General features: G+C 43.5%; 23 protein-coding genes. 9 read left to right on the plus strand and 14 right to left on the minus strand.

Going from position 1 to position 22,660, the window contains the following annotated elements:
* Nucleotides 1–5: 5 nt before the first annotated feature.
* From NB463_RS21285 to NB463_RS21320, 8 genes are all read right to left on the minus strand, one after another.
* Entirely contained in the window at nt 6–1,190 is a 1,185-nt protein-coding gene (locus NB463_RS21285) for a glycosyltransferase (protein ID WP_104974125.1), read from the minus strand.
* Between the two features lie 155 nt (nt 1,191–1,345).
* Entirely contained in the window at nt 1,346–2,416 is a 1,071-nt protein-coding gene (locus NB463_RS21290; protein ID WP_258431046.1) for a glycosyltransferase family 4 protein, read from the minus strand.
* Nucleotides 2,391–3,914 (minus strand): sigma-54-dependent transcriptional regulator, encoded by a 1,524-nt coding sequence (locus NB463_RS21295; protein ID WP_258431047.1) that lies wholly within the window; start codon nt 3,912–3,914, stop codon nt 2,391–2,393. Before NB463_RS21295 ends, NB463_RS21290 begins: the two co-directional genes overlap by 26 nt.
* A 276-nt stretch (nt 3,915–4,190) precedes the next feature.
* Nucleotides 4,191–4,571 carry an Hpt domain-containing protein gene (locus tag NB463_RS21300; RefSeq protein ID WP_046875251.1) on the minus strand — a complete coding sequence of 127 codons (381 nt, stop codon included), beginning with the start codon at nt 4,569–4,571 and terminating at the stop codon, nt 4,191–4,193.
* A gap of 11 nt (nt 4,572–4,582) precedes the next feature.
* The gene (locus tag NB463_RS21305) at nt 4,583–5,269 is read right to left on the minus strand and encodes an AAA family ATPase (RefSeq protein ID WP_047008761.1); all 687 of its coding nucleotides are present in this window, start codon (nt 5,267–5,269) and stop codon (nt 4,583–4,585) included.
* A complete protein-coding gene (locus tag NB463_RS21310) occupies nt 5,269–7,371 on the minus strand; it encodes an SLBB domain-containing protein (RefSeq protein ID WP_048626371.1) in 2,103 nt (700 codons plus the stop codon). Before NB463_RS21310 ends, NB463_RS21305 begins: the two co-directional genes overlap by 1 nt.
* The gene (locus tag NB463_RS21315; RefSeq protein ID WP_258431048.1) at nt 7,368–8,234 is read right to left on the minus strand and encodes an OmpA family protein; all 867 of its coding nucleotides are present in this window, start codon (nt 8,232–8,234) and stop codon (nt 7,368–7,370) included. The genes NB463_RS21310 and NB463_RS21315 overlap by 4 nt, the downstream gene beginning before the upstream one ends.
* 26 nt (nt 8,235–8,260) lie before the next feature.
* Complete coding sequence (locus NB463_RS21320; RefSeq protein ID WP_005394270.1) at nt 8,261–8,581, minus strand: STAS domain-containing protein; 321 nt, start codon at nt 8,579–8,581, stop codon at nt 8,261–8,263.
* 423 nt (nt 8,582–9,004) lie between these two features.
* Between NB463_RS21320 and NB463_RS21325 the strand changes: the two genes are divergently transcribed.
* Complete coding sequence (locus tag NB463_RS21325; RefSeq protein ID WP_145474038.1) at nt 9,005–9,850, plus strand: DNA ligase; 846 nt, start codon at nt 9,005–9,007, stop codon at nt 9,848–9,850.
* Between the two features lie 15 nt (nt 9,851–9,865).
* Here the strand turns inward: NB463_RS21325 and NB463_RS21330 are convergent, their stop codons facing one another.
* Entirely contained in the window at nt 9,866–10,864 is a 999-nt protein-coding gene (locus NB463_RS21330; RefSeq protein WP_258431049.1) for a DUF3080 domain-containing protein, read from the minus strand.
* Between the two features lie 133 nt (nt 10,865–10,997).
* Nucleotides 10,998–12,368, minus strand: a complete 1,371-nt coding sequence (locus NB463_RS21335; RefSeq protein ID WP_005396222.1) for an MATE family efflux transporter — start codon at nt 12,366–12,368, stop codon at nt 10,998–11,000.
* Nucleotides 12,369–12,762: 394 nt separating this feature from the next.
* On the opposite strand from NB463_RS21335, the gene NB463_RS21340 reads away from it, so the two are divergent.
* Entirely contained in the window at nt 12,763–13,374 is a 612-nt protein-coding gene (locus NB463_RS21340) for a riboflavin synthase subunit alpha (protein ID WP_258431050.1), read from the plus strand.
* 75 nt (nt 13,375–13,449) lie between these two features.
* On the opposite strand, the gene NB463_RS21345 is transcribed toward NB463_RS21340, so the two are convergent.
* Nucleotides 13,450–13,644 carry a CPXCG motif-containing cysteine-rich protein gene (locus NB463_RS21345; protein WP_005396219.1) on the minus strand — a complete coding sequence of 65 codons (195 nt, stop codon included), beginning with the start codon at nt 13,642–13,644 and terminating at the stop codon, nt 13,450–13,452.
* Nucleotides 13,645–13,897: 253 nt separating this feature from the next.
* Nucleotides 13,898–14,764 carry a fructosamine kinase family protein gene (locus tag NB463_RS21350; RefSeq protein WP_005396217.1) on the minus strand — a complete coding sequence of 289 codons (867 nt, stop codon included), beginning with the start codon at nt 14,762–14,764 and terminating at the stop codon, nt 13,898–13,900.
* Between the two features lie 224 nt (nt 14,765–14,988).
* Here NB463_RS21350 and NB463_RS21355 point away from each other — a divergent pair, with 224 nt between their 5' ends.
* The 3 genes from NB463_RS21355 (at nt 14,989) to NB463_RS21365 (ending at nt 17,460) form a co-directional block, all read left to right on the plus strand.
* Nucleotides 14,989–15,963 carry a response regulator gene (locus NB463_RS21355; protein WP_005396215.1) on the plus strand — a complete coding sequence of 325 codons (975 nt, stop codon included), beginning with the start codon at nt 14,989–14,991 and terminating at the stop codon, nt 15,961–15,963.
* Nucleotides 15,963–16,925: a GGDEF domain-containing protein gene (locus NB463_RS21360; protein WP_005396213.1), complete on the plus strand. Its 963-nt coding sequence runs from the start codon at nt 15,963–15,965 to the stop codon at nt 16,923–16,925. Before NB463_RS21355 ends, NB463_RS21360 begins: the two co-directional genes overlap by 1 nt.
* 190 nt (nt 16,926–17,115) lie before the next feature.
* Complete coding sequence (locus NB463_RS21365) at nt 17,116–17,460, plus strand: DUF3802 family protein (RefSeq protein ID WP_005396212.1); 345 nt, start codon at nt 17,116–17,118, stop codon at nt 17,458–17,460.
* A gap of 44 nt (nt 17,461–17,504) precedes the next feature.
* Here the strand turns inward: NB463_RS21365 and NB463_RS21370 are convergent, their stop codons facing one another.
* Complete coding sequence (locus NB463_RS21370) at nt 17,505–17,999, minus strand: NlpC/P60 family protein (RefSeq protein ID WP_005396208.1); 495 nt, start codon at nt 17,997–17,999, stop codon at nt 17,505–17,507.
* A gap of 134 nt (nt 18,000–18,133) precedes the next feature.
* Here NB463_RS21370 and NB463_RS21375 point away from each other — a divergent pair, with 134 nt between their 5' ends.
* The 4 genes from NB463_RS21375 (at nt 18,134) to NB463_RS21390 (ending at nt 21,706) form a co-directional block, all read left to right on the plus strand.
* Entirely contained in the window at nt 18,134–20,152 is a 2,019-nt protein-coding gene (locus NB463_RS21375) for a methyl-accepting chemotaxis protein (RefSeq protein ID WP_258431053.1), read from the plus strand.
* 280 nt (nt 20,153–20,432) lie between these two features.
* Nucleotides 20,433–20,846: an NUDIX hydrolase gene (locus tag NB463_RS21380; RefSeq protein WP_258431054.1), complete on the plus strand. Its 414-nt coding sequence runs from the start codon at nt 20,433–20,435 to the stop codon at nt 20,844–20,846.
* A 201-nt stretch (nt 20,847–21,047) separates the two neighbouring features.
* Entirely contained in the window at nt 21,048–21,428 is a 381-nt protein-coding gene (locus NB463_RS21385) for a hypothetical protein (RefSeq protein WP_005396203.1), read from the plus strand.
* A gap of 47 nt (nt 21,429–21,475) precedes the next feature.
* Complete coding sequence (locus NB463_RS21390) at nt 21,476–21,706, plus strand: hypothetical protein (RefSeq protein ID WP_005396201.1); 231 nt, start codon at nt 21,476–21,478, stop codon at nt 21,704–21,706.
* Nucleotides 21,707–21,796: 90 nt separating this feature from the next.
* Here NB463_RS21390 and NB463_RS21395 read toward each other — a convergent pair whose 3' ends face one another.
* On the minus strand, nt 21,797–22,618 hold the full coding sequence (locus NB463_RS21395) for a sterol desaturase family protein (RefSeq protein ID WP_012841839.1): 822 nt from the start codon (nt 22,616–22,618) through the stop codon (nt 21,797–21,799).
* Between the last annotated feature and the right edge of the window lie 42 nt (nt 22,619–22,660).

Here is a 22,660-nt window from a genome sequence, read left to right on the forward strand (position 1 = left end):
GCTCCTCAATTGATACTCAACCAGCGTGAAAGAGGCTTCATGCAGTGAGTCATTGGCATTGGTGTAATACTGTTGTTCTCAAGCTCACCTTCATAAATACGTTCAATGGCGCTTATGGATGCTGCAGTCGTGAGGTTTTGGCTAGCATGAAGATAGGCGTTTTCAGCTAGCTTGTTTCTTAGCGCTGCATCTTGCATGACTTGTTGGATAGCGTTTAATAAGCTTGCCATTCCGCGATTCTGGTACAGTAGAGCAGAGTGATTATGCTCGAACAACTCAGGGATGCCTCCTGTTTTTGGTGCGACGATAGGCAATTGGGCTAAAGCCGCTTCCCCTAATACGAGACCAAAGGCTTCCTCGTAGGCGCCGCTAATAAAAGCGTCTGCATTCCCAGACATCCATGCACCTGCATTGCTTTTTTCCCCGACAAAGTGGACTCTGTCTTGGATACCGAGATCCGAAGCAAGTTGTTGCAATGTTTCTCTTTCCTCGCCATCGCCAACGATAACAAGATGAGGATTATCGTGATGGTAATTGTGCATGCGCATAGCGCGAATAAGGCGGTCGAATCCTTTTCTTTTAATCAACGAACCTACCGAGAGAAAGGTAAACGCTTGTGGAGGTATTCCGAGGTGAGCCTTGATATCAATGGGCGTATCAGAGTCCAGAAGCGATACACCGTTGTGCACAACATAAAGTTGGTCTTCTGGGTAACCGTCCTGAATAATTTCACGACCGACATCTTTACTAACGCAAATCAATTTTGGGGAGAGGTGTAGCCCAAGAGAGAAGCGATCTCGCAATGTATAGTGACAATGAAGTTGAGTGACAAGTGGGATGTGATTCATGCGTGCAGCCAAACACATCCATTGACAAGGACCACCGCTATTAACGTGTACCAAGTCGATATTGTGTTTTTCGATCAGTGCTGAGCCCTGTTTGATAAGGCTATTCCATCCGCTAATATCCCAGCGAGGCGCACTCCAGCCACCAACGAGATTGAAAACAGAATGTTCCGCTTCAATTCCGAGCGATTGACACTTATCGATTAGTGGCTGGCAGTTTGACCACACGAATGGCTCAAACTTATCACGGTCAATCCCTGAGATGAGATCCAGAAGTACCACTTCACTGCCGCGAATCCAGTTATCACCATAATGAACATATAGAATGCGTTTTGGAGTAGTCATAAGTCACCTCTGTCTCATCATTAACTTGTGTTAACTGCTGAGCTGCAACAGAGATGCCAAAATATGCCATTAGTTTATGTGTTTGAATATTATTAGATATTTGTGCTTGGACTCAAGGGAAGAAGCAATATTCTCATATTGAGAACCAATATGGCTTATTGCTCCGTTTCAATTTGATATTTTCGTAGCAATACAGGAATAACGCTTTGTGCCGAGAAATCATCAATAATGGTCTGCCGAGCGTTTTGACGAATGAGAGATTGCTGCGCTTCATCAAGAGACATCCAATGTTTAAGGCATTGAGCGAGAGATGGGACGCCATCGACAATAAAGCCATTTTCGCCAGTTTGGATAATATCGGGCAAGCGACCCACGCGTAGGCTCATCACGACTATTCCTCTAGCCATTGCTTCAAGCGCCGCCATAGGCAGGCCTTCATAGCGAGAAGAAATTACCAGCACGCCAATGTTTTTCCAAACGGTCTCCATTTCAGTTTGATGACCGAAAAATTTCACATTTGAAGGGGCAATTTGGGCGAGTGATTCTCTTTCGGGTCCATCACCGTAAACACTAAAATGCAGTGTTGGGCAGAGCTCAGCCACTTCGATAAATTGGTCGGCACCTTTTTCTTGGCTCAATCGGCCGACGAAAGCGATTTCTTGATAGTTGAGATTACGATCGGGAATCGAAACAAAGTTATTCAGCAGTTCCGAAGGGAAAATGACTTTACGCTGAATGCTTGGGCTGACGGAAAAGCAGTGGTTAGAGAGGTAGCCTGAACTTCTATCAAGCCAATCATAGAGCCACAGTTTGCCCGAGGATGATTCTCCTGCATGATAAGTTGAAATCAAGCGAGGAAATGTGCGCGTGAGTAGCTTGGCACAGCGCGCTAAGATTGACGCTTTGTAACCGTGGGAGTGAATGACCGATGGTTGGTGATTGGCGACCGCGCTTGTTAGGTGTTTGATCTTTAATGCCTTATGTGGCTCACCAGACAAATGGTTCAAGTAACTCACAGGGATGGTTGATTCTTCTGCTTTCTCTACAATCTGTGCTGGTGGCGAGTACTCAGTCGTTAAGACAACACGTGCTTTGTGCCCAAATGTCATTAATCCACGAGCAAGCTCTATGACGTGACTTTCGATACCGCCAAACAGGCGGCTATCAAGAAAAATCCAAATTTCACCAACGGCAAGTTTCTCAAGATTGTTCGAGATTAATTTCATCCGCTTCCCACGCTTGTTTTTTTCGGTAAACCGTAGATGGGCTTAGCTCCAGCATTACGGCGGCATTGAGTACGTTGCCATCACAGTATGCGATTGCGTTTTGAATCGCCTCACGCTCCACTTGCCACATAGGGCGAATGGTTCCATCAGAGTTAAAGTACGGCGAGGCAGCCGCTGATGATTGTATGTTAGGTTCCGGTGTCGGTATTGACGGTTCTCTAGTGGGGGCCGATTGTTCCTCAACATACACAGGTTGGGATGTTATTGTTTTAGGGTTTGCTGGCTCTTGAGTTACATGTGCGGGAGTGGATGTTCTCACCGTTTTAGACTTTCTAGTCAGTTGAGCGGGTAGGTGATTCACCGTGACTTTTTCGTCATTATTAAGCACCACAATGTTACGTATGATGTTTTGTAATTGCCTTACATTACCCGGCCATTCGTAATGCTTGATGATATGTTGAGCTTCGCTGTCGATTGTTGAGAATTTCTTTTTGTCCTGTTTGGCATAAGTGGTCAAAAAGTGCTTGGCTAGCGTGACAATGTCACTTCCTCGCTCGCGTAGGGGGGGCATATCGATAGGTATTACGTGTACGCGGTAATACAAATCTTCACGAAAACGACCTTCTTCCACTTCTGTTAATGGATCTCGGTTGGTGGCACAAATGATTCGAACATCCACCTTCATCTCTCGAGTGCCACCAAGCGGTGTGTAGGTTCCTGTTTGAAGAAAACGGAGCAACTTCTTTTGCATCTCAAGTTCCATTTCACACAGTTCATCGAGAAAAAGCGTACCACCGTGAGCCAGCGTCGCAGCACCTTTTCGGTCTGTTGTGGCTCCGGTAAATGCGCCTTTAACATGGCCAAAAATCTCACTTTCCATTAAATCTCGTGGGATAGCCCCGCAGTTTATAGCAATAAAAGGTTTGTCTTTACGGTCGCTCTGACGGTGCACGGCTTCCGCACAGACTTCTTTACCTGTGCCGCTTTCACCCACAATAAAGACACTGGCAGATGTTGGAGCAACGGCATCAATAGTTTTATATACCGCCTGCATTGGGAGACTTGAACCGATAAATCCGTGATAGTTATGGCGATCAAACTTGGACTGAATGTTTTCTACTAAATCTTCCAATTTGGCGCGTTTGAGGTGTAATGCAACAGAAGTTTTTAGGCGATCGGCGTTAATAGGTTTTTCTAAGAAATCTTCCGCACCTTTTTGAATTAGGTTAACGGCTAAGTCTACGCTGCCGTGCGCTGTAGCAATAATAACGGAGGTAGGAATGTCATTCTGGTTGATCCAATCCAACACGTCTTCACCAGACATATCGGGCAGTTTCAAATCGAGAATGATGAGCTGAGGTTTGCTTCTTTCAATAAATTGAATTGCTTCGCGACCTGTTTCGACATGAAAAATGTCATAAGGTTCGTCTTTGACATACTGCTTATAAAGTATGGCTAGTGAAGTAGAGTCTTCTACCAGTAACACCCTTGGTCTCATAGTCCTATCCCAACGTAGTTCGTTTCACTTTTATGATTTTTGTCAGCACTATTATTTGTATTTGGCGTGATGAGCGAGTTATATGACTTAGTGCTCTCTAGTGCTGAATATTCTCAATTTGAGAAAAGCGTTATCTAAGTATTAGCACAAGGTGGGAAATTTGCGAAAAATCCATACTTTTTAATTGATTAAGTTAAATTGTAAATATCTTAGATGATATCGGCATCGCACTTTAATAAGTGCGATGATTCATAAGATAATTTATCATTGAAACTGTTACTCGAATCCTTGATCTTTTCGCTTTTCTAGCGCGTCAAACGATTCATTTGCCAGCTGGGAAAGAGACTCACAGAGAGCCAATGCTTCTAGTGTTTTCCCTTCCACACAATATTTCTCAATCATTCTTGCTTGTCTTGAAAGCGTTCGGTTACCTAAAGCAAGGGCAGAGCTGCCGAGTGTATGAACTTCGAACTCTAATGTTTGGAGGTCTTTCGCGCTTAATGCTTGCTCTATTTTCTCCATGCGCTCTCGTGACTCTTCAATATAGTGTTCAATCAGCGTAGGGATGATTTCGGCGCACGTATCTTTGATCATTTGCTGGAGAATGTGTTCATCCACCAATTCCTGTTCGATAGTCGGTGTGTTATTTGCAGTCATATTGGCGCTCCCTATAACATAAACAGTTCACTTTTCTTAATTTGTTGAGATATCTTTTCTTTCCACTTTTTGGGTAAAAAGCGTAGCTTGGAAACTTGTCGGATCAACTCATCTTTCAGGCTAGGTGTATGCTTCATATTCAGCACGGAACCAATCAAATTCGCATCGCTAGCATCAAGTAGTTTTTTGGCTTGTTCGAGTTGGGTTGCCGTCGTAGAGCCATAATGTGCGACTAATAAGGTGGCATCACATACGCCCGCAATCACTTGAGGGGCAATATTGCTTCGGTTGACACTCAGAAGTGGAGATGTGTCTATCACGACACGCTCGTACTGCGTTAACCACTCTGCAATATTGCGCTTCAGCATTGTCGGATCTCGGTACGCCAATTGAGTGCTGGCGAGAGATGGAGCAGGGAGACCAACTAAGGTTTGATGCGTATTTTCTCTTGTGATCAGGTGGCCAACTTTTTCTGTATCATCAAACTCGTGAATGGTGCGATACGCGGGCTTGAACAGGTTAAGATCCACATACAAAGTATTGTGTCCAGCTAAAACCAGACGCTCTGCTAGAGATGAAGCAACGGAAGTGACGCCGTCTTCAGACTTACAACCCACAACACAAATCGTTTTGTGGCCTTTCTGTTCACTCTGAAGATAAATTTGCTCAATCTCAGCGTGAGTGGCAGGAATAGTCATTACAACGCTCCTATTAACACGATGGTTGTGGTGATTTGTAAAATATCTCTTAATCCGGCTCTCGCTTTTTCAGCAAAGCTTTCGTCTTTATGTGGAATGTAAATAGTGTCGCCTGCACGGATGACTGGTAAATCATAAATGTTGGCGGTTTTGCTAAAGTTCACCAAATCAAATGTTCGAGCTTGGCCCTGACAGCAAGACATGTTGACCACACTGATTTTTTCAAGATACGCATTGTTTGTCGGGCCTCCTGCTTCGGCCAGCAAGTCAAGTACCGTCATGTTGTCATTAAATACATAGCGCCCAGGGTCTCTTACTTCACCTAATACACGCACGGTGGATTCTTTGGAGCGATCCAACCAGTTTTTGTTTTTTTCCGGAATGTAAATGGTATCGCCGGGACGAACGTGGGGAAGAATGGACTCATCGCCTGTTTCAAAGTACATCGACAAATTCAATTTACTCACTTTGGCATAGCCTAGGCCTCGGTGCGTCACACGAATATTGTGAATATCGGCATCCATTGTTGGTCCATCGGCGGCAGATAAAATATCCAGAAAGTGCATCTCTTCGGTAAAGCGATAGCGGCCTGGTGCATTGATTTGACCGAAAACATATATCGAGGCATCAGAGCTTTGGCTTACCCATTGCGATTTGTTGTCTGATGGATCGTCAGGTAATGCATGGACTCTTACTACCGTACCAGCAGAAACTCGGGGCAGATTCGATGTTGGTGAGCCATCTAAAATGTATTGATCTAAATCGAACTGTGTCATTTGACCATTATTGGCGACTTCAATTTTGGTGGTGTCAGCTCTACGTGTTGGGCCGCCAACATGCGCAAGCAGATCAATTAAATCCATTTCGTCTGACCATTCAATACGTCCCGGGCGCACGACTTCTCCCATCACAGCGACCGCTCGACTTGGCGCCACTTTTAGCCATGACTTCTCGTTGAAATCGGTTTTCTCAGGCACGAAAATCGCGTCGCCAGGTCCGACATTCGGTGGTCTAACCGAAGACAGCCCCTCGGTATGCGCGGTTAGGTCGAATTTGATGACCTTACCATCGGCTTTTATGACACGAATTTGGCGAGATTCTGCATAGCGAGTAGGCCCGCCTGCATTGGCGAGAATATCCATGAAGCTAGCGTCTTGCTTTCCTTCATACGCGCCAGGGTGGGCAACTTCACCCATGACATAAACCACATTTGCACCCGCTTTGATTTCTTCTTCCTGTTTTGGAACAAAAATGGTGGCACCCGGTAGGATTTCTGGTAGTAAGCTTTGATCACCCGTATCCAGATACTTTTTTAGATTGAACATGGTTGGGTTGTTATTTGTGATCACGCGAATTTGCTCAACACTGGCATATCGTGTTACGCCGCCAGCTCTCATCACGACATCAACGAGCGTGGTGTTCGGTTTGTAAGAGAATGAGCCGGGAGCATTAACTTCACCAAAGACTTTGATGGCACGAGCGGAGTCTGCGCTATCGCCTGAGTTCGCGAGTTTTGCTGCATCAAATTCTTGCTCAATATTCCCAACGAGTGGAGATGCTGGAACAAACAGTACGTCCAGCGATTCCAATTTCGGGAGCTGGCTATTATCACCAGTATCAAGGAAACGTTTGTAGTCAAACTCGATGTTTTTGTCGCCGCGTTTAACGATCATTTTATCGAGCTGAGCACCAGCGCGAAGGCCGCCAGCTTCGTATACAAACATTTGAATGTTGGAACCTGAAGGTAAGGTATATTCCCCGGGTTTGACCACGTAGCCTTGGACTGACACTAATAACTGTTGTTGTTTGATAAAGACTCGAGCGTTGTTTACGTCACGATACACGGTTTTTAGCGTTTCGATAATCACGTCTTGGAGCTGTTGTTCATTATATCCAGCAACAAATACAGGGCCGACTTCCGGTAAGTTAATACGCCCACGGCGATCGACTTGAAACCCTTTATTTAAAGACGCTTCTCCAGGTAGGTTAATCTGAATTAAATCGCCAACCTTAACAGTATTGTTTCCATCTGCTGACGAAGTAGGTACCCAAGCAACCAAGCACAAAAGAACTAAGGTGATAAATGGTTTCATCGTGTTCATAGCGCACCTCCTACAGATAGGTTGCGATTTACTGAGGTATCGCTATCTGAATTAGGGCTAATAACCTCGATGCTTACGCGGCGATTGGTTAAACGCACGGCAGGTGTTTCACCCTCGTAAAGCGGCAGGCTGTCTCCCACAGATTTGGTGGTTACGCGTTCTGAAGTGATGCCAAATACAGTTAGGTAACGCTTCACTTGTTCTGCACGCGCTTGAGCGAGTTTCTGGTTGTAATCTGGTGAGCCAGTGACATCGGCATGCCCAGTCACCACAAGAGTTAGGTTAGGGTGGTCACGCAAAATGTAGGCAGCTTCTGCCAAATGTCCCATGTACTTTGGATTAATTTCTGCTGAATCGACAGCAAATTGATTATCAATATTGAGGAGTGCATAAATTTCAGCGACGACGTTCAAATCGCTACGCAATGCTCCAATATCATCGGGTGGCGAACAAGTGGTTTGGCTTAATACATAGTCGAGTTGCTGTTCAAGTTGGTTTAAACGTCGACGTTGAATCACCAGATCGTTAGCAGCATCGAGTAGAAGTCCCCCTTCTAGTTCACGTGCGATTCTGTTTTGCTTCTCAAGCGCTTGCACGACTGCTGCAGGAAAGCACCAGCGTGCGCCTTCTTGAATCAACGCGTCTAGGTGTAGCTTGGTGAGTTGCCAATCAAACCTCAACCCATGCTCTGGACCTAACGGTTCATCGGGCATGACTGGGGAAAACTGATAATTTTCAATTGAGATATCTTGATAGTTTTCCGCCAAGCCACCTTTTCCGTGGTCTGGGTAGTCAAACGACGAACAACCAAACATGCCGACAACAAGACCGCTTACTACATATCGTCGTATAAGATTTACCATGCCAACCTCCGTTTAAACCGGTATTTTTAGTGTCCTTTTGAGTTAACGGGAATAGCATGGTTAATACGAAGCAAGCTCATGATTTCTAAAGGTTGGCCTGATACGTTTTCAATACTCATGCTTCTTTCACGTTCAACTAGACGCTTATATAAGTAAACAATGGCACCAATCCCTGAAGAATCAAGAAATTGGACGTGCTGTAGGTTAATTTCGACTTCTTTGTGATGATTGTCGTGAATTACTTCATCAATGTGATGTTGTGCTTGTCGACAGCCACTTGCGTCTAAGTCACCAAAAAACTCAATGGCTAATTTGTCTTGATTAATTTCTAGTTTGCGTAATTCCATGACTCTATCTCCGTTTGTTTTCTCTACTTGGATATAGAGCAGGTAACGTGCCAGATTTAAATGCAGATAAAATCAGATGGTTATGATTTTTTGGTGGTGTCATTCAAATTGAGAAGGAATAGGTTCTCAATTTGAGAATCAAAAACGCATAGACAAACGGCTTGTTCAGGAGAGATGTCGAATTAATATCGAGCGCTAATGCAAGAGTCTCATCGAGATTAGGTTGTGACTTGATTTGAGACTCACCCATCTCATTGTGAACAATGTGTAAATATTAAATGCAAAATCTGTCTAAAGTTTATGATTGTCCTTGCAAATCATTACTTAAGTTGATTGTTCTGAGTCGAAGAATGACTAGTAACAAATAGGTCATCGAGAGGAGTTACGGTTCAATAAAGGCGCTTTTTTGTACAAGGTCTTCTTATGCCATTAAAAATGACATTAATCGCGCTGGCTGTTATGACAGCGTCTTCACAGCTTCAAGCTGATACTTCTCTCACGCCTCCAGTTTCTCTTGCGCAAAGCTATCAAGATGGTATCGATGTATCTGAATACTGGTATAGCGAAAAACTCGACGGCATTCGCGCCTATTGGACAGGACAACATCTCGTGACGAGAAATGGTAACCGAATCTACGCTCCAGATTGGTTTATAGATTCACTCCCTGACTATCCGTTAGATGGTGAGCTATGGGCGGGACGAGGCAATTTTCATCTCGTACAACAAACGGTTTTGGATAAAACGCCTGTGGAGTCAGCTTGGCGAAACATTGATTTTATGATCTTTGATATGCCGTATTCTGCTGGTGATTACCGGAAGCGTTATTACAACATCAAAGACTTAGTGCTCGAAGTAGACCAACCTCATATCAAATATGTCGAACACCGAGCGATCCAAAATGAAGCTCACCTGTTTGCGCAATTGGATAAGATTTCAATATCCGATGGTGAAGGGGTGATGCTACGTAAGGTATCAAGCCGTTATCAAGCTGGACGTGGTAGTGATTTACTTAAACTGAAACGATACGCAGATGATGAAGCGCTAGTCGTGGGCTATAAGCCAGGCACGGGGCGTTTATTGGGTATGATGGGGGCGATGTTAGTTCGCTTACCAGATGGTACAGAGTTTTACATTGGTAGTGGGTTTACCGATGAAGTGCGTCGTCAGCCTCCGAAAATAGGTTCAACGATCACGTTCAGGTACAACGGTTTTACTCATACCGGTAAGCCACGTTTTGCCCGATTCTTGCGTGAGAGGCTGAAAGAATAGAACGCTCTGCACTTACTAGTTGCCAACGGTTACGCCGCACCGCTTGAAGAGACCCTGCCAAAACTGAACGTGGTTTAGGGTTTCTTGTCTAAAGGTTTTGTGTGCCTCTTTTATACCATATTGATGACCATGAAGTTGCATACGCTTTTCTATCAAGGTGGCACCGTCTTGAAGTTGCTGATAGGTACTGTCTAAATAGGCTAAGTAAGGTTGCACTTCTTCAACGTAAATAGATTGAAAGACATTTCTTAGGTAGCGGAACTGGGTCACGTCTCGGTTTGGCCCGCACAACACATTATTCTGATGTTGTTCAAGTAACTGAGTCGTAGCTTTTAGCCAGTGAGAAGCGTTTATCATCGAATAGTAAAGTCGTCCGAGTAAACGAGATTTCTCTAACTCTTCTTGATACTGCACAATCTCAATATCGGGCAGACGTGAAATGGCGCGATGAGGTAAGCCGTACATTTCACTGAAAAGGCGATAGACGTCGTTAATACGTGCAACATCATTTGGTGTTTCTTGAGATATCCAATCCGACGCCGTTAGCTGCTTTTGCATTGCATCACTCGCGAGTAGCAAGTTGTCAAGATGAGTACCTAAATGCTGCCACTTAGTCGAATAAAGCTCTGTTAATGTAGTACGTTCTTCATCGCTGAGCTGAAATTCGGATAGACATCGATTCATGACTCTTAAAAGGGCAGTTTGATAATCAAAATCATGAAATGCATCCTGCACCTTACCAAGTTGCGAGTTTTTCTCGGCAAGTAGATTGAATAATCCACACTGGCGTAATTGGTAGCTTTCTAGTAAACCAATCGATAGCCTTGGCAATGGCTCGAATAAGTCACGTTTTGCAGGTATGGTCACCGTAGATTGCAATTCGATTGGAAGAGTAGGAGCGTCCAACACATTGGCGACACGTTGGTGATACTTGTCAAACATTGCTCTTTCTGGGTTGAACCAGTTATCGCAACCGTTAAGAAACAAGACTAAAAACAATAAAATAGACCGCACAAATATCCTTTTTATAACTTCGTATTCGTCACCAAAAGAGCAGGCTGAACTGGCTCACAAGCTTGTTATAAGTATACTCAACAGCGTTATTATTCGATCAAAAAAGCCAGCGTGTGCTGGCTTTTTCTTATGATCACTGAACTGAAAAGTTCAATTGCACCTCTGGTTCTTGGCGGTGCATCCAGCGCATTCTTACCCCTAACATAAGTGCGGCAGAAGAAAGGCCGATGATAAAGCCTAGCCAGAAACCTTGCGCACCCATTGGCTCGACGATCCAGTCTGTGCGGCCAAGGACGTAACCCATTGGTAAACCAAGAATCCAGTAGGCGATAAAAGTACGGTTGAAGATGGCTCGCATATCTTTATAGCCACGCAGTGCACCTGCCGCGATTACCTGAACTGCGTCCGTACATTGATAAACAGCAGCAAATACGAGCAGTTGCATCGCTAGAGTGATGACCTCAGGGTTGCTAGTGTAAAGTTCGGCGATCCATTCACGAGACAATACGGTTAATATCGCTGTAAGAACAGATAAACCTAGACCGACCATGATGCCCACTCGTGAAGCAACGCGAGCGCCATCAACGTTTTCTTCGCCAAGTCGGTGTCCGACACGAATACTCACTGCGGCACCGATACTCATTGGAAGCATAAATACTAGCGACGAGAAGTTAATCGCAACCTGGTGCGCCGCAACGATGATTGGTCCTAGTGGTGAGACCAATAGTGCAACGACAGCAAATAGTGTCACTTCAAAAAACAGCGCTGCTGCAACAGGAAAGCCGAGTCTGAACAGACGAACTTGCGCTTTCCATTGTGGTCGATGCCATTCACCAAATAAGTTGATGCTTTTAAGTCGATCTGATGTCATTACATAAAGCAATAGTAGGGCAAACATGACCCAGTAAACAATCGTGGTTGCAACACCACAGCCAACACCGCCTAATTCAGGTGCGCCAAACTTGCCATACACGAAAATCCAGTTTAGAGGAATGTTGAGCAGTAAACCGATAAAGCCAATGACCATTGCTGGTTTCGTCAATGACATACCATCCGTAAAGCTTCTAAGCGTTTGAAAAAGCAAGAAGGCAGGGACTGCTAAGATAACAGCATGAATGTACCCCACTGTTTTTTCTGCCATCAGCGTTTCAACATCCATAAACCCGAGAATAAATTGGGTTTGAAGCAGCACTGCAATAATCGGCACACTGATCAACAATGCCAAAACGACGCCTTGTTGAATTTCAAACGGGATTTTTACTCGACGACCAGAGCCATTTAACTGTGCGACAACAGGGACTAACGCCATTAACAAACCCACACCAAATAAAATGGATGGAAGCCAAATACTTGAAGCGACAGAAACCGCAGCCATGTCGGTGGCACTAACGCCTCCGGCCATAACGGTATCAACAAACCCCATACCAGTTTGAGCAACAGATGCGATCAATACCGGGGTCGCCAATTTGATGAGACTTGATGCTTCTTCTTTATAGCGATGCACGAAAAATACTCCAGAGCGGAACAATAAGTTGAAAGAATGAGAGCGCTCGAGGACAAAAGATGTGGTGAACTGATCTGATGGTTGATTTTAGTCACGATAAGGTGAAAAAATGCCTCGGAGAAACTCCGCGCAAATGATAAACAATTGTATGTTTATATTCCATAGTTAGGTTGCGAATAGTGGATAACACTAACTTAATGCTCGCTAAGCTCAGGATACGCTAATACTGAGAGCTGTAATAAATCATGTTAATGTTAGAAGCATGTATGAGAACAAGGCTCCATTTTTCAATAGGTCGTTGCTCTATAATCTACAGGTTTTATCTCGATACACAGTGCTGTGCTTAAGGCTCTGTCATCGATTGCAGCTTGTATGAAATCAATAGGTAAAAAGAATGTTTACAGGAATAGTTCAGGGTACGGCGAAGGTCGTTAAAATTGATAAAAAAGAACGCTTTCAAACGCATGTTGTCGAGTTAAGCGAAGAGCTTTGTAAAGGATTAGAAATAGGGGCATCTGTCGCTCACAATGGCTGCTGCCTGACCGTGACCAATATAAATGGCAACCTTATCAGCTTTGATTTAATGCAAGCGACATTGGCTCTCACCAACTTAGGCGAGCTAGTTGAAGGTCACAGCGTAAACATTGAGCGAGCTGCCAAGTTTGGTGATGAAATTGGCGGACACAGCATGTCTGGCCATATTAGTTTGATGGCTGATATTGTCGAGATCATCGATACGCCTAATAACCGCACGATTTGGTTCCAACTGCCGCAAGAATCAATGAAATATGTGTTAGCGAAAGGCTATATCGGCTTGGATGGTTGTTCTTTGACGATTGGTGAGGTTGAAGCGTGTCGTTTTTCAGTACATCTAATTCCAGAAACCTTGCAACGAACACTCTTTGGAGTAAGACAAGTAGGGGACCGCGTTAATATCGAGTTTGACCCTCAGACTCAGGCCATAGTTGATACTGTTGAGCGAGTTCTCGCAGCAAAACAGCTTTAGAATGATAAAAAGGAGCCAAGCGCTCCTTTTTAATTCAAGTGACTTTGTGTTTCCAACGCTTACATGCTCGAGTTGTTATTCGTAATTGTCATCAATAAACAGTTCGACTTTATCTTGCAGCTCATCTACTCGCATATTTAAGTGAATGGCATGGCAACAAGCTGGGCAATCATCATAAAACTCTTGGTCACCATTACTTGCATCTAGTGTAATGCCGATTGAATGTCCACAATGGGGGCATTTGACATGCCTTTCGGTATAATTTTTCATACAACAACTCCTAATATCGCAGGGCTTTTAAACACTCTATTCTTTAAGGAAGTACAGCCCTTCACTTACTTTGCCTACAAGGAAAATAGGCACAATCCAAAGTTAAGTCTCCTTTGATATTAGGTGGAGTTGTTGCTAATTGAGTCGAAATAAGTATAAAACTTGACCCCAAACTCAACCTTGAACTTAGGGTCATTTTCTGTAGTGATGTGCCTCGAGGTTTTACATCTTGAAATATGCAGTGGCTTCCAAATTAATAAGAAATAATTTTATTAATAACTTGTTGAGCCTGCTCCAAGTAATGGCCGCCAAATAAATTGCAATGGTTGAGAACATGGTAAAGGTTATAGATATCTTTACGCTCTTGATAACCAGCAGAAAGTGGCATAACAGATTCATAACCTTGATAAAATTCCGGTTGAAATCCACCAAAAAGCTCAGTCATCGCAATATCACACTCCCTGTCACCCCAGTAGCAGGCGGGGTCGTAACAGATAGGGCCACATGCCGTGAGAGCCGCATTCCCATTCCATAAATCGCCATGCAACAAGGAAGGCTCTGGAGCATGGTTTGCTAGCAGTTGTTTTACGACATCTATAAAGTCGTCGATATCAACTAAAGTGACGCCTTTTTCTTTAAGGAGTTGTAATTGCCATCCTATGCGTTGCTCAGCAAAGAAGACACACCACTTCTTGTGCCACTTATTGGGTTGTAGAGTGGAACCGAGATAGTTATCCGTATCAAAACCAAATTCCTTTTGCTCGCCCCATTGATGAAGGTGAGCTAATTGCTGTCCTAATTTAAAGCTGTTTGGGCCATCTTCTAATGGCTTTGTTGGAAGGTAGTTAAGAATTAGGAATGAGGCGTTTTTGGTTTTACCAACCAACACAACCTCTGGAACAAATAGGGTAGATGTCTCACGCAAAAGATGCAGACTTTCTGCCTCAACTTCAAACTTAGACAAAAACTCGCGATCGTTAATTTTCACGAAATAGCGCTGTTCGCCGTCATTGATCATGTAGCTTTCACTGATATCCCCACCAGACAGTCTTACTTTTTCCGTGATCTGGTACTCGAATAATAAAGTATCAGAAAGCTGTTGCGATATTGCTTGCCACATACAAAACCTCGCGAATCTATTTGACCACCAACAGTTTAGGATAAAAAGCAAGGTGTTGGCGCTACGTTGAGCATACTTCGTAAAGAAACCTTCCTCTCAGTGTAGTCAATTTGTATAAATGTGAATCAAATCGCTTATAAGCCTCTGATTTGTCGGCATAGCATATGGAGATGAACGTATACAACAGGTATTATTATTTTTTTGACGTTAGTTCCATTGGTGACATGAAAATACTGATATGTGATGACTCAGCGGTTGCAAGAAAGCTCATTGCGCGCTCCATCGTACAAGATACATCATTGCACCTGATCGAAGCTCAAGATGGGTATGAGGCGCTAAATATTCTTGCGGAGCAAAATATCGATATTTTGTTTCTCGATTTAACGATGCCGATCATGGACGGTTTTGAAGTCCTCGAGTCATTACCTGTTAGTCACTACCAGACTAAAATCGTCATTATTTCTGGAGATGTTCAACAAGAGGCAAAACAGCGCTGCATAGAGCTAGGTGCTCAAGCTTTTATCGCTAAGCCTCTGACAGAAGAGCAGGTGATACCGCTCTATGAACAATTGGGGCTGCACTATGCGTTCAAGCCTAGCCATTCGATTGATCCTAAAAGCCAGATTTGCGAGGAGTTCTCCTCACTAGCCAAATTCCGCGAGATTGCAAACATTGCACTTGGTAAAGGGGCTGCGATTATGGCAGACCACTTACACGAGTTCATCCAACTTCCTGTTCCACATGTTGGTCCGTTATCCTACGGCGAACTTCATATGACGCTTGTCGACGTTGTTGGGCGTGATGGCTCCGTCGCGGTTGCGCAGAGGTTTGTTGGTGGCGGTATTCATGGTGAAGCTCTGGTGTGTTTGCGTGGTAGAGACATCAATCAAATTGGCGAGAAGTTAGGCTACCTGCTTGAGTTTACACCTCATAATGAAATCATTTTGAATATCTCGAACTTACTGGTTTCGTCATTTCTCACATCGTTAGGGGATCAGCTCGACAAGCAATTCTCACTTCGTCAGCCAGGCATTGTGGATACGTTAACGCCTTACTGTGAAGAGCAGGGTGAATTAGGTGAGCTGTTTACTATCGAATACACCTACATGGCAGAAGCGCTCGATTTTGAGTGTGAGGTACTGTTTTTAATTGATAAACCATCCGTAGAAATTATTTATGAAATCATGGAGCTAATCTAATGTCCGATATTACGCTGGACATAGCAGACTTTCATTGGGTCACACAAATTCTCGATACGATGGATTCAGGGCTTATCGTGTTGGATCAAGAGTATAAGGTCTGTGTATGGAACAGTTTTATGCAGTCATACAGTGGCGTTCTGTCACAAGAAATCCTTGGCCAATGTTTATTTGATCATTTTGAAGAGCTGCCAAAAACTTGGCTAGAAACCAAGATAAAAACCGCCGCCGATCTGGAAACTCGTTCCTTCTCTAGCTGGGAAAACCGGCCGTACCTTTTTAAATTCAACAATTTTTCTCCGGTTTCAAACAGCAGTGATTTCATGTATCAAGACATCGTAATCACCCCGTTAATTGGGCTCTCAGGAGAGGTCAGTCACATTGCTATTCAAGTGAATGATGTCTCTGAAACGGCAAGAAATCGCATTCATTTGAAAGAAACAAATCAACATTTGTCTGAAATCAGTCGCAAAGATGGTTTAACAGGTTTATTTAATCGTGCTTATTGGGAGCAATCGCTGAAAGAAGAGTTTGCTCACCTAAAAGTTATCGACGGACCATGCTCATTAGTAATATTTGATATCGACCACTTTAAAAAAGTGAATGATACCTATGGTCACCCGACGGGAGATGAAGTCATTCGTCGTACTTCTTCGTTATTAAGAAAGACAGCAAGAAGCAGTGATGTGTGCGGTCGTTTTGGCGGAGAAGAGTTTACGGTATTGCTTCCTCATACGAATCAAGAACAAGCTTGCTATTTCGCGGAGCGTTTACGTAAAAGAATTGAGCAAGAGATCGTGAAAGTGGAAGATTTTTTGATTAATTACACGATAAGTATTGGTGTTTGCGAGTATAAACCTTATTTTGAAACTCACACTCAATGGTTAAAGAGTGCCGATGCTGCGTTGTATCGTGCAAAAGAAAACGGTCGTAACCAAACTTGTTTGCATGAAAATGACTGAAATACAAAAAGGTTTGAAGAAACCCTGTATCCGAACGCAGTGAGGCAAAGCGCAATTGTTTGAAAAACATCCAGTTGGTTCGTGAATGTTTGTTAATATGAAATAAGTTAATGAAATTTTCTCGGCATGTCTTACTATTGAAACTATTCCGCTTTCAGCTTCGAAGGCTTGCAATAAACGGAGAAAAACAGTGGTTTTAGAAACCGATGGATATCTCGCTCTTATCGAGCACTTGTCGCTAAATCTAGATATTTTCACGACTGAAATTGGCGACACTGGATCCGAAAGCATCGAAGATGTCGTCACCGATATGGTGGCTTCAAACATCATGGCGATCTTTGAGCAAAACCCAGAGCTTCACTCAAGCGTACGCTTCAAATTACTAAAAGAGGCGGATGCGGTTGTTGAAGATCTTGGTGAGATATTGGCTGGTGTATGGCATAAAAAAGCGACTAATGAACAGATCACGTTCCTTGATGAATACATCGCTTTGGTTAAAAACCTATTCGATACTGCCGTTGCTACTTACGATTGATATTGTTTGATACCAGTCATCTCCAATTCTAAAAGTAAGAAGAGTTACATTGTAACTCTTCTTACTTGCCAAAACTTAGATGCCCAGTATGGGTTGTCGATTCTTGAAATGATCACACCTTTAGACGTTGACGCATGCATGAACTGCTTGTTACCCAAGTAAATCCCTACATGATAGGTCGTCCGTCTTGTCTTAAAAAACACCAAATCTCCTTGTTTGGCGTCCGTCCAATTTAATTCCACACCTTGTTTCGATTGTTGTCTCGTTGTCCTGGGTAACGATAGTTGATAAGCCTCGACAAAGGCTTTTTGCACAAATGCCGAGCAATCAATACCAGATTTTTGTGTGCCGCCTAAGCGATAAGGTGTGCCATGCCATTCTGTATAAAACTGGAACAAGTCAGGGTTATTGTCCAATAACTGATTTGTAGGTGTTGTCACTTGCACTTGCTCGCTAGGTTCAGGCCCCGAAGAGCAGGCGCTTAGTAGCACACTGATTATCAAAGGAAAATATACTCGACGCAAATCACCACCTGTCATCTCTATGACTCACAACTGAAATATTAGTGTCATAACCAATCCATAGTATGGGCTGCAAATCACGGTTTTGTCTCACAAATGTGACGGAATCACTGCAAAACCGATTCAACCTTAAGAAAGAATAAAAATTGATTATGGCAAAGCGAAAACGCTCACGCACATCACTCTCACTGATTCAGGCTGTTAGTGCAACATTTTTAACTATCATAGCTCTTGTTATAGCCCTTTCTGTCTCAAGTTTCAAAGGAATGGAACAGGTAGGAGAGCAATTTGAAGACTTGTCGCAAAAAGCGTTACCAATCGCGATGGCGAACGCAAAGTTAACTAGGAATGTATTGGAGATGGTTAAGCTACTCAACCATGGTATGCAGATTTCTGATCCAGAACAACTGCCTCTCATCAAAGAGCAAATCGATTCACTTGCGACTCAAAGCAAAAGTTTGGTTGGAGAAGCTTCTGGTGTTGCTGAACAACTCTCTGAGGAGTTAGATACAAATTTAGCGCGTTTACATAACATCACGCAGTCCATTTTACTGAAGCAATCTTCAGTGATAAAAATTCAAATGGATATTGATGCAGGAGTTGGTGGGTTCCGCTATGGACTCAGCTCTATCGGCCCGGAAATGAATCGAATTAGCTCGTTTCTTAGTGCCGAAAATCCTGAATCGAGTGATGCCGCCAACCGATTTATTGCCTCAGCGAGCTCAATGGAAAGCACGTTCTTAGTAATGATGATGCATTCTGAGCTGAGCAAAGCCGAAAAAGAATACCGAGAAATGCGTAACCGTATTGCAGGTATTAATCTCGCCTATGAAGATTTCCAGTCTTTACATCCAGAAGTAAGCGAATACGCAAGCCTAACGGCACCGTACGAGATGGTGAAGCAAGGCTTTAGTGAAAAGGGCGTGCTGCGTTTGATCCTCGCCAAACTAGAACAAGGGGAACTGCAACGTTCAGAGTTTAAACAGGCTTCGATTCTTGCGGATGAAACCATGCGGTTGCTTGATCAAATATCACAAGCTGCTGGTGAGTTGATTGCGGATAAAGAGAGTGTGGTCAATGACACTATTCAGTCAGTGAGTGTTATGATCGTTTTTGCAGCGTGTGTGATTTCTTTCATTATTCTGATCACTTGGTTCAGTCTGAAGTCATGGACAAACCGAGGGTTAAGGAATGTACTAACGCGTCTTTCTGCACTTACCGAGCATGACTTCCGTGACAATGCACAAGAGGTTGGTCCTTATGAACTAAAAGAAGTGGCACGAAAACTAAACCAAGTGATTGATTCAACAAACAACTCTATCCAAACAGTTACACGTAACTGTGAGACGCTTTATCAGACGGCCGAAGTAAGCCACAGTGCAGCTGAACAAACGAGCGATGGGTTGACGACACAAAATGAAGCGTTGGCGAGCATGATCACGACCATTACGCAACTTGAAGCCTCCATTCGTGAAATAGCAACAGTGACAAATGCCTCGTCACAGGACTCGATGCTTGCTACCCAGCACACTGCAAAAGGCGTTCAAGTTGTGGAACAAAACCGTGAACGTTTGGAATCACTTGAAAGCTCTTTGGATATGAATGAGCAATCTATGTTAGAGCTAGACCAGCGTGTTAAGCAAATTCGTGAAATGGTCGACATGATCAGTGGTATTGCTGACAACACAAACTTGCTTGCTCTCAACGCAGCAATAGAAGCCGCTCGAGCTGGTGAACAAGGGCGTGGGTTTGCGGTCGTCGCGGATGAAGTCCGCAAACTAGCAAGTGATACTTCTCAACAAACAACGAACATCCGAGCAATGATGAGTGAGCTTATTACCGCAGCAGAGCGTTCTCGCCAAGCAGTCAATGATTCAAGAGAAGAAATGGCCCACGCGCTGCAGTCCAGCAATGAAGTGAAATCGACATTCTCTGATATCAACCTTGCGGTCAAACACATTCAAGAACGTGTTGAGCAAATCTCAGTTGCTACAGAAGAACAAGAACGGGCGACGGCAGATGTGTCTCAATCCATCAATAATATTTCCGAGCTTGGAGAGCGTACAAAGCTACAACTTGAATCCATGGTTGAAAGCTCTGAACAAGTGGCAGAAATTGCAGGGCATCAACAAGCGATGTTGCATAAATACGAGCTACATCAGTCCGCCTAAGTGACATGTTTTTATCTTCTATAAGCAGAACTTCGGTTCTGCTTTTTTGTTGCTTCTACGCAACTTCTCATCGCTATTCAAATCGCAAAAGTGAGTTATATCGCATCTTGCTCATTTCTTAAGGGCTGAGTTATCACTACGTGGTGTTAATGCTATCTCGGTGAAACAAGATGGCTAGAATGTTGTCCGAATTCAAAGGAATGGATAATGCAACTTCATGCGATTCCTTTATATCCAGAACAAGCCCAAGCTTTCTGCTTAAACAACGAGGAGTGGTTTTGTGATCGATAAAGTTTGTCCCGTCGTTCTGCGTAAGCAAAACCAAGAGCTCCTACTTTTTAAACATCCGTTGGCGGGTATTCAGTTCGTCAAGGGTACTGTTGAAGTGTTTGATGAAAGTTACATCACAGCCGCGAAGCGGGAGCTCGCTGAAGAATCTGGAATTACGCACGTTATCTCCGCTCGGTATTTATGCTCATGGGACAGTGGCTTTCAAAATCAAGTATGGCATTTTGTTTTGTGCGAGTGTGCTGACCTAGAGGATTCATGGACGTTTCATACACAAGACGATGGCGGACATGATTTTGCGTTCTTTTGGCACGATATAGGGAGCGATATTTCCTCACAAACGCATACCGTTTTTCAGAACACACTGGAAAAAGTTCGAAAACTGATAGACCAAGGAGCGGTTTGAGTGAGACTTCTGTTCTAACATTGGTGTATTTGAGCGAAATGCCAAAGCTAACACTATGCTTCTATCAGGAGCGAATAAATTTCTTTCGCACGCCTCACGTACTGTTTAAAGGCACTGTCGATCTCAAAAATGGCTATGAGATTACAAATGTTTAACTGACTTCTATATGCTTTGCGCATTCATTCAGATAAGGAAACGATAATGGATAAATTCGTCGTGTTTCTCTTATGCCTTTTTATGACAGTTGGCGGTGTGGTTCATCTTTATGACAACATTGCTAACGGTTTTTTGCCTTATGATTTTGCGCCACGCTGGTTGAATATTTATTGGAGCTCGTTGGGGCTGTTAGACTTACTAGCGGTGTATCTGTTGGTGAAGCACCGTCGTTCCGGATTAGTACTTATGCTATTGATTCTGACGACCAATGTTATTTTTAGCTCGCACGCTCACTATACATTAGAAATATTGGACAACAATGCCGCACTTCAAATGAAAACACTCTTTTTAGGTTTTTCATTCGGCGTATCTATCTGGTTATGGAACGCGCGCAAACATCGACAATCACGCCAGATATTTCGTTAACTTTCACTTTTCATCACTCAATTAAGGATAGTAAACAGGGATTCGTTATGAACGATTTTAAAGACTTGGCCAGTTTCGCTGGTTTCAGCGTACTGACAGGTTTAAGCTTTGGTACCACTTTCTTCAGTCTGGCTTTTCTATACAGCTCAATAGAAGCACAACAAGCAATGAATACTAATGCTTTGGTGTGCACGGTGCTTGGTGTGGTTGGTTTATTTGTTGGTATTACTCAGTTAAACAAAAAACGTCAACTAACGGAGAGTGAATCCATTAGCTAGCATCGTAAGGATGAAGTGGTGTTTAACTGGTTGGTGTTTAGGTTTAGTCTATTCGCTTTGTTTACGCACTTCATCCACAAAAACTTTTCTTCAACTGTTGCGTCTTCTTCGGTTATAGCGAAAAGGTTGCGTTAACAGCTTGTCTAATCGTTGTTCTGCTTCATTCCTAATTTCCGGTATACCAATTACGACATCATCATGGCCAAGCTCAGGCTGAGCTCGATATGTCCCAAAAAGTCGATCCCAAACAGAAAGGAAGAAACCGAAATTCGAGTTGGTTTCTTTTGCTATCACAGAATGATGAACGCGATGCATGTCTGGCGTCACTATGACGTTTCGCAGTTTCTGATCCGCTGATAAAGCCAGTTTTGCATTACTGTGATTAAACATCGCACTGGCATTGAGCACTATTTCGAATACCACGATAGCGATAGGAGAAACGCCTAAGATAAATACAGTGGCAATTTTGACACCCATCGAGATGATGATTTCGATGGGATGAAAACGTGCGCCAGTAGTGACGTCTATGTCGAGATCGGCATGGTGCATTCGATGAAGCTTCCACAGTGGCTTTACATAGTGAAAGACCACATGCTGAACGTAAATGACGAAATCAAGCAGAATAACCGCTAGAAGCACGTTTAACCAAGCGGGCAGGGAGAGCAAATTAAATAGTCCCCATTGTTGCTCCTGAGCGATAATTGCAGCTTGAAAGGCGGCGATAGGCATGACTAACGCAACAATCAAGCTATTCACAGCAACCAGTGATAAGTTATTGACCCAGCGAAACCCACGTGAAGCGGTAAGTGTTTTTCTCGGCAGTTTGTTTTCCCAAAGGGCACAAAGTAATAATACGCCGAGAAAAAAGCCTAATCTTATCCACGAGGGATCTTGAAACGTCGTTTCTGTCACTGTCATTTCCTTATTTATTACTTTATCTATGACCGAGGTAAG

Origin of the sequence: Vibrio sp. RM-41-2B (assembly GCF_024744415.1) — a bacterium.
Taxonomy (GTDB): domain Bacteria; phylum Pseudomonadota; class Gammaproteobacteria; order Enterobacterales; family Vibrionaceae; genus Vibrio; species Vibrio diabolicus.